Below are 6,433 nucleotides of genomic sequence, written 5' to 3' on the forward strand. Positions count from 1 at the left end.
AATTAAACCGTATATTTTATAGTTGGAACTTTCGGACTGTTCCGTTTAATCAGTGACGTCAAATCCGTAGTATAGTAGGGACTTGTGCTTTATAGTAGGTGCAGAATAGTATGAAGAGAAGATGCCCATGTTGTCTTACGTAACACGGAATGCCCCAGGTTCAATTGAGATTTATCTAATTTTGGAACTAATTAAATAGTCAGTGAACTCCAGTAGTAACACAGTAGGCGGTAGGTGATGATATAGTAAAGATGTAGAGAAGAATGGATGCATTAGTAGTTGTTTTTTTTATCAAATGAGGCATAGGGGTACCATTATGAGGAAAAAATAGATATAATCTAGGTCATGCATAAATTTGTTATTTACCATAGGAGGGCGCTATGTTTTTTATTGAAGCAAAACGCGTGGCTGTTGTTATTTTAGGCTCGCTACTAATGGCTTTATCATTAAATTTCTTTCTCATCAATGCGAATGTCTATGCGAGTGGGTTTGCGGGTGCGGCCCAGTTAGTTTCAAGTGTTTTGAAAGATCAATTGGACATGACAATCAGCACAGGTATTTTATTGCTAGTATTCAACATACCGGTCTTCATTCTCGGTTGGTTTAAAGTAGGGAAAGGTTTCACGATATACAGTGTCTTATCTGTTGCGTTCACTACACTATTCCTTGAATTATTGCCATTGCGTTCTATGTCAGAAGACATTATGCTGAATGCGGTATTTGGCGGCGTGCTGGCAGGTGTAGGTGTAGGGATATCCTTGAAGTTAGGGGCATCTACCGGTGGAATGGATATCGTCGCGATGATTTTATCTCGTATGCAGGATAAACCAATCGGTGTGTACTTTTTAGTGCTAAACGGGATTCTAATCGTCTTTGCAGGTATTCTATATGAACCAGAAAACGCACTTTACACAATGGTTGCGCTATACGTGACGACGTCAGTGATTGACATGATTCATACGCGACATGAAAAAGTAACCGCGATGATCATCACACGGAAAGCAGACGATCTTCAACAAGCAATCCATCGTCAAATGGTACGAGGAATCACTATACTACCGGCTAAAGGGGCTTACTCAAAAGAAGATAAGAATATGCTTTATGTCGTCATTACAAGATATGAACTATACGATTTGGAACGGATCATCAATGAAACAGATCCGCAAGCCTTTACTAATATCGTACAAACAGTAGGTATCTTCGGTTTCTTTAGAAAAGAAAATGAGAAGCTAGCCTAGGTCATAAAATTCACGCTACATTTTATCTATATTATTTCACATGAAGACAAACTCTGTAAAATGGGTTTGTCTTCATTTTTATATGCTAGAATTTTACTATAAAATCAGTGACCACGTAATTCATTCCGTTTTTTGTTTAATTTTGTAGAACATAAACCGCCTAGATTTGTTGAATTCTTGTGAAAGCATTGGAAAGCACAGAGAATTTGTATATACTTGAGAGTGACTTTCATTATGTGAGTCATACTTAAAGTACACCATAACCGCCATCGTGCGTAGTAAAGTTGGTATCATACTATATGAAAACATCTATATGGCTAAGAGAGATTCGCCGTCGCGCAAACAGTTGGTTCATCATTACAATGCTTGGGGCGCTTGTCATTATTATGCCAGTCGCCTATGTCATACTGAGTTTCTTCCAGCCGACGGGCGGAAATTGGGAACATATTAAAGAATATTTGCTTGCTGACTATATTAAAGGGTCAGTTATTTTAGTTGGATCTGTCGGATTCCTCTCGACGACCATCGGAGTAGTACTGGCCTGGATTGTTGCGGCCTATGAATTTCCATTTCGTAAACAGTTTAAATGGTTGTTGATCATACCTTTGGCTATACCACCTTATATAGCGGCTTATACATACAGTACGATGACAAGCTATACAGGCATCATCCAATCGTTCTTCCGTAATCATTTTGACTATCATTTCACACCAGGGACAATTGAGATTATGTCACTGCGTGGAGCGATTTTTGTACTCACATTATTTCTCTATCCGTATGTGTATATGATTGCGCTCAATTATTTTGAAAAACAAAGCGCATCATATATTGAGAGCGCTAAAACTCTTGGATTAAATGGCTTCCAGATGTTCTTCCGTTTGGGATTACCAATTGCACGACCTGCCATCATTGCAGGCTCGATGCTAGTCATTTTTGAAGTACTTAGTGATTACGGCGTAGCCAGTTTCTTTGGTGTGCGAACGATATCCACCGCGATTTTCCAGACGTGGTTCGGGATGTATGATATCCATGCGGCTATGCGTTTGGCTGCCTGGTTGCTCGTCATTATATTAGGGATTTTTATGCTAGAACGTTTTTTACGCAAAGGTCGGAAATATGATACGAACGTGACGCAAAGCAGACCACTCGCGCGTAAACGATTACGTGGATGGACTGCTTGGGTAGCATTCCTTACTTGTTCTGCTGTATTCTTAAGCGCCTTTTTAATACCTTTTGTTCAACTGATCTCTTGGTCATTAAAAACTTTTGAAAAAGTATGGCGTTCAGACTTTGTCAGCCTAATCACTAATAGTTTATTGGCCGCTCTAATCGGTGCATTGATCATTAGCTTCTTTGCAATCTTGGCAGCCCGTACGATTAACTTGTATCCATCGGCTTCGTCTAACTTACTTGCCCGTATCATGACATCGGGTTATGCAGTTCCGGGAGCAGTCGTCGCAATTGGCGTGCTGGCGTTATTTATTACGCTGGATGAGAAACTGGCATTTATTTATCCAAAACTATTAGGGGTAGAATCCGGTACACTTGTATTAAGTATGTCGATCGCTATGCTGATCACAGGATACGTGATTCGGTTTATGGCACAAGGATTTAATGCGATTGAATCAGGTTATACAAAAGTGCCGCCGTCTTATCGTGAAGCTTCATTCTTACTAGGACGTGGCTTGACATACACATTTTGGAAAGTAGAGTTTCCATTACTACGTGGTTCGATCTTAATTGGTTTTGCGCTGGCATTCCTTGAAATTATGAAGGAACTACCTCTGACTTTATTGTTGCGCCCATTTAACTTTGATACGCTAGCAACACGGACGTATCAATATGCAATCGACGAACGAATTTATGAAGCAGCACCATCCTCGTTGTTATTAATTTGTCTAAGCATCTTGTCGGTGATTATTATTTTGAAATTTGAGGAGAAGTGAGAACTATGTTCGTAAACATCCAAAACTTATCATTTCGGTATTCAAAAAAACAGCCGCCTGTCATAGATCGCTTTTCATTTACAATTGAAAAAGGAGAAATCGTAGGGATTGTCGGTGCGAGCGGTAGCGGGAAGAGTACTTTACTGCGGTTGCTTGCAGGCTTAGAAGACCCTACGGCAGGTAGCATTGAACTGAATGGCAGACTTATTGTAGGAGATAACACATATATTGAGGCAGAGAAGCGCGGTGTAGGGATGGTGTTTCAGAACTATGCACTATTTCCGCATCTGACAGTAAGTGAGAACATTTGCTTTGGATTGCATAAACTGAAGCGTCCAGAGAAAAAGAAACGTTTGGACGAAATGTTGGAACTCGTTCAATTGCAAGAGTTTGCTAAACGCTATCCACATGAACTAAGCGGAGGGCAACAGCAACGTGTGGCGTTGGCAAGAGCTTTGGCACCTTCACCTTCGATCCTGTTGATGGATGAGCCGTTCAGTAATCTGGATACGAATTTGAAGTCATTGATCCGAATGGAAGTTCGGGATATCTTACAGAAAGCTAATATTACATGTCTGTTTGTATCACATGATCAAGCGGATGTGGACGCGATTTGTGATCGAACTATCTACATTGATTGTGCAACGTATGTTGGATTAGAAAAAGAAGCAATAACTGTATAGTGTTGTAATAGAGAGTGTCGGATAGGCTACCTACACTCTCTATTTATTTCCGAAAATAAATGAAAATGAATAGTAGACTTATACTCGGAAGTGTATTACAATCACTTTATCACTGAAAATGATTCTCATTATCGCATAAAGATAGTTGAGAAGATAAGGAGAGAAATCAATTTGAAGAAGTTTTTATGGGCATTCGCTCTATTGATGCTTGCGGCAGTTTTGGGCGCATGTAACTCTAGTTCCGATAAAGAGGAACAAAAGGACGAACCAGCAAAAGAAGAAACACCTGCAGAAGGTTCAACAGAAGCAACAGAAGATGAGAAAACAGGTGGGGAAGTAAACGTCTATACAGCTAGACACTACGACGTAGACGCAGTTCTTTACGAAGATTTTACAGAAAAGACCGGCATTAAAGTAAATGTAATCGAAGCAAAAGCACCAGAATTGATAGAGCGTTTAAAGCGTGAAGGGCAAAATACATCTGCTGATTTATTCATCACGGTTGATGGTGGGATCTTGAACACGGCAAAAGAAGAAGGTCTTTTGCAATCCGTTGAATCTGAAGAAATCGATAAAGCAGTACCAGCAGAGCTTCGCGACACAGACAATCAGTGGATTGGATTATCTACTCGTGCACGTGTAATCGTGTATGCAAAAGATCGTGTGAAGCCAGAAGAGTTATCCACTTACGAAGACCTTGCAACAGACAAGTGGAAAGACAAATTACTTGTTCGTTCATCTGACAGCTTGTATAACCAATCGTTGATGGCATCATTAATCGCAATCGATGGCGAAGAAAAAGCTAAAGAGTGGGCGCAAGGAATTGCAGATAACCTAGCACGTGAACCAGAAGGCGGAGACCGTGACCAAGCGCGTGCAATCGTTGCAGGTGTTGGTGACGTAGCAATTATGAATAGTTACTACGTAGGTCATATGTCTGTTTCAGACGAACCGGAAGATGTTAAAGTATTCGACCAGATCGGCGTATTCTTCCCGAACCAAGAAACTACAGGAACACATATTAATATCAGTGGTGCTGGTTTAATTAAGCACAGTAAAAACAAAGAAAATGCTGTGAAGTTGATCGAGTACTTAACGACTGCGGAAGTACAAGAACAAGTCTCGGAAGAAAACTTTGAGTTCCCAGTTAACGAAGAAGCAAAACTGCCGGAAGTTATGGCTGAATGGGGTACATTCACACCACAAAAAGTGGACTTCGCAGATTACGGAAAGTATAATCCGAAAGCTGTAGAATTGATGAATGAAGTAGGCTGGAAATAAGTTCAACAAAAAAGTAGCTCTCGGGCTGCTTTTTTGTTTCTAAAAATACATTTCAACTACTAATTTTTTTAGTAGATGAAACATTTTGGGGCTGCCATGAGTCATAGTTTGAGTGAAAACTTATACCAGTTCAGAATGGATAAAGTAAAACTCTTTTCATATTAAGAAACAGCCGGAACGAACTGCAAGCGAATATATGATATGTTAGTGGAGTGTGTATCTACTAAAGAAAGCTTATGACGCAGTATATTCATGGACTGGAGAGAATAGGAAGCTCATATACACAGCGCGATTAAAAGTATTCGCTAAAATGTAAACGTCATGAATAGAAGCACCCGCTAGTAACGGGTGCTTCTATTAGTCCTTTACTTGCAACGCTTTATATAATTGACCTTTACGTGCATAATCATTGACGATTCTTGTCATGTCTGCGCGATCTTCGTCAGTCAAATCACGAACGACACGGGCAGGAGAGCCGAGCGCTAATGTGTTGGGTGGGATTTTCTTGCCTGGAGTTACCAAGCTTCCAGCACCGATGAATGCACCTTCACCCACCTCAGCTCCATCGAGCACAGTGGCACCCATTCCAACGAGTGCGCCGGTTTTAATCGTACAACTATGGAGCATGACTTTGTGGCCGATCGTCACGTTATCTTCAAGAATTAATGGAAACTTGGGGCTTTGATGTAGACAGCAGAAATCCTGGATGTTTACTTTACGTCCAATAATAGTAGGCGATACATCCCCGCGAATTACAGTGTTGAACCAAATAGACGATTCGGGTCCTATAGTTACATCCCCAGAAATCGTTACATAGTCCGCAATATAAACGGACGGGTCAATCTCGGGTAATTTACCTTCGTATGGATAGATCAATCAAATCTCCTCTTTTCTAAATAATCATGTATAATTTATCGTAACAAACATTTAGTTTTTGTGAAACATAAGAATGAAATGGATAGAATAAGATAGTTAAATAAGGAGCATTCCTGTTAGAAGCTTTTTCGGGGACTTGAACACAAAGAGCCCTCTTGGTATGATGCGGGGTGTCAAATCTGCACGAATTGACCCCTAATTTAAATACCAAGGAGGACTCACAATGAATTTTACGCAAAACGCTAAGATTAATCAAGTTACAGATAAAACGCTAGTCATCGGAATGGACATTGCCAAACGAACACATTACGCCTGCATGGTCGATGAACGTGGAATGATCCTGAAGAAATCGTTCCCTGTACATCAAACCAATCAAGGATTCGAATACTTCTATGAATGCATTCTTAGC

At 40.3% G+C, this 6,433-nt stretch carries 5 protein-coding genes and 1 pseudogene; 5 read left to right on the forward strand and 1 reads right to left on the reverse strand.

From position 1 onward, the window contains the following. Nucleotides 1-380 precede the first annotated feature (380 nt). The 4 genes from H605_RS0116135 to H605_RS0116150 all read left to right on the forward strand — a co-directional run bounded on the left by H605_RS0116135 (nt 381) and on the right by H605_RS0116150 (nt 5,148). Nucleotides 381-1,238, forward strand: a complete 858-nt coding sequence (locus tag H605_RS0116135; RefSeq protein ID WP_029055139.1) for a YitT family protein — start codon at nt 381-383, stop codon at nt 1,236-1,238. Nucleotides 1,239-1,537: 299 nt separating this feature from the next. After that, nucleotides 1,538-3,184: an ABC transporter permease gene (locus H605_RS0116140; RefSeq protein WP_029055140.1), complete on the forward strand. Its 1,647-nt coding sequence runs from the start codon at nt 1,538-1,540 to the stop codon at nt 3,182-3,184. A 5-nt stretch (nt 3,185-3,189) separates the two neighbouring features. Beyond that, nucleotides 3,190-3,867 (forward strand): ABC transporter ATP-binding protein, encoded by a 678-nt coding sequence (locus H605_RS18190; RefSeq protein ID WP_051210636.1) that lies wholly within the window; start codon nt 3,190-3,192, stop codon nt 3,865-3,867. A 204-nt stretch (nt 3,868-4,071) separates the two neighbouring features. Beyond that, nucleotides 4,072-5,148 carry a Fe(3+) ABC transporter substrate-binding protein gene (locus tag H605_RS0116150; protein WP_051210639.1) on the forward strand — a complete coding sequence of 359 codons (1,077 nt, stop codon included), beginning with the start codon at nt 4,072-4,074 and terminating at the stop codon, nt 5,146-5,148. 357 nt (nt 5,149-5,505) lie between these two features. On the opposite strand, the gene H605_RS0116155 is transcribed toward H605_RS0116150, so the two are convergent. After that, complete coding sequence (locus H605_RS0116155; RefSeq protein ID WP_029055142.1) at nt 5,506-6,024, reverse strand: gamma carbonic anhydrase; 519 nt, start codon at nt 6,022-6,024, stop codon at nt 5,506-5,508. Between the two features lie 223 nt (nt 6,025-6,247). Here H605_RS0116155 and H605_RS0116160 point away from each other — a divergent pair. Continuing rightward, nucleotides 6,248-6,433, forward strand: a pseudogene (locus tag H605_RS0116160) (IS110 family RNA-guided transposase); the annotation flags it as partial.

This window comes from Sporosarcina ureae DSM 2281 (assembly GCF_000425545.1).
GTDB lineage: Bacteria > Bacillota > Bacilli > Bacillales_A > Planococcaceae > Sporosarcina > Sporosarcina ureae.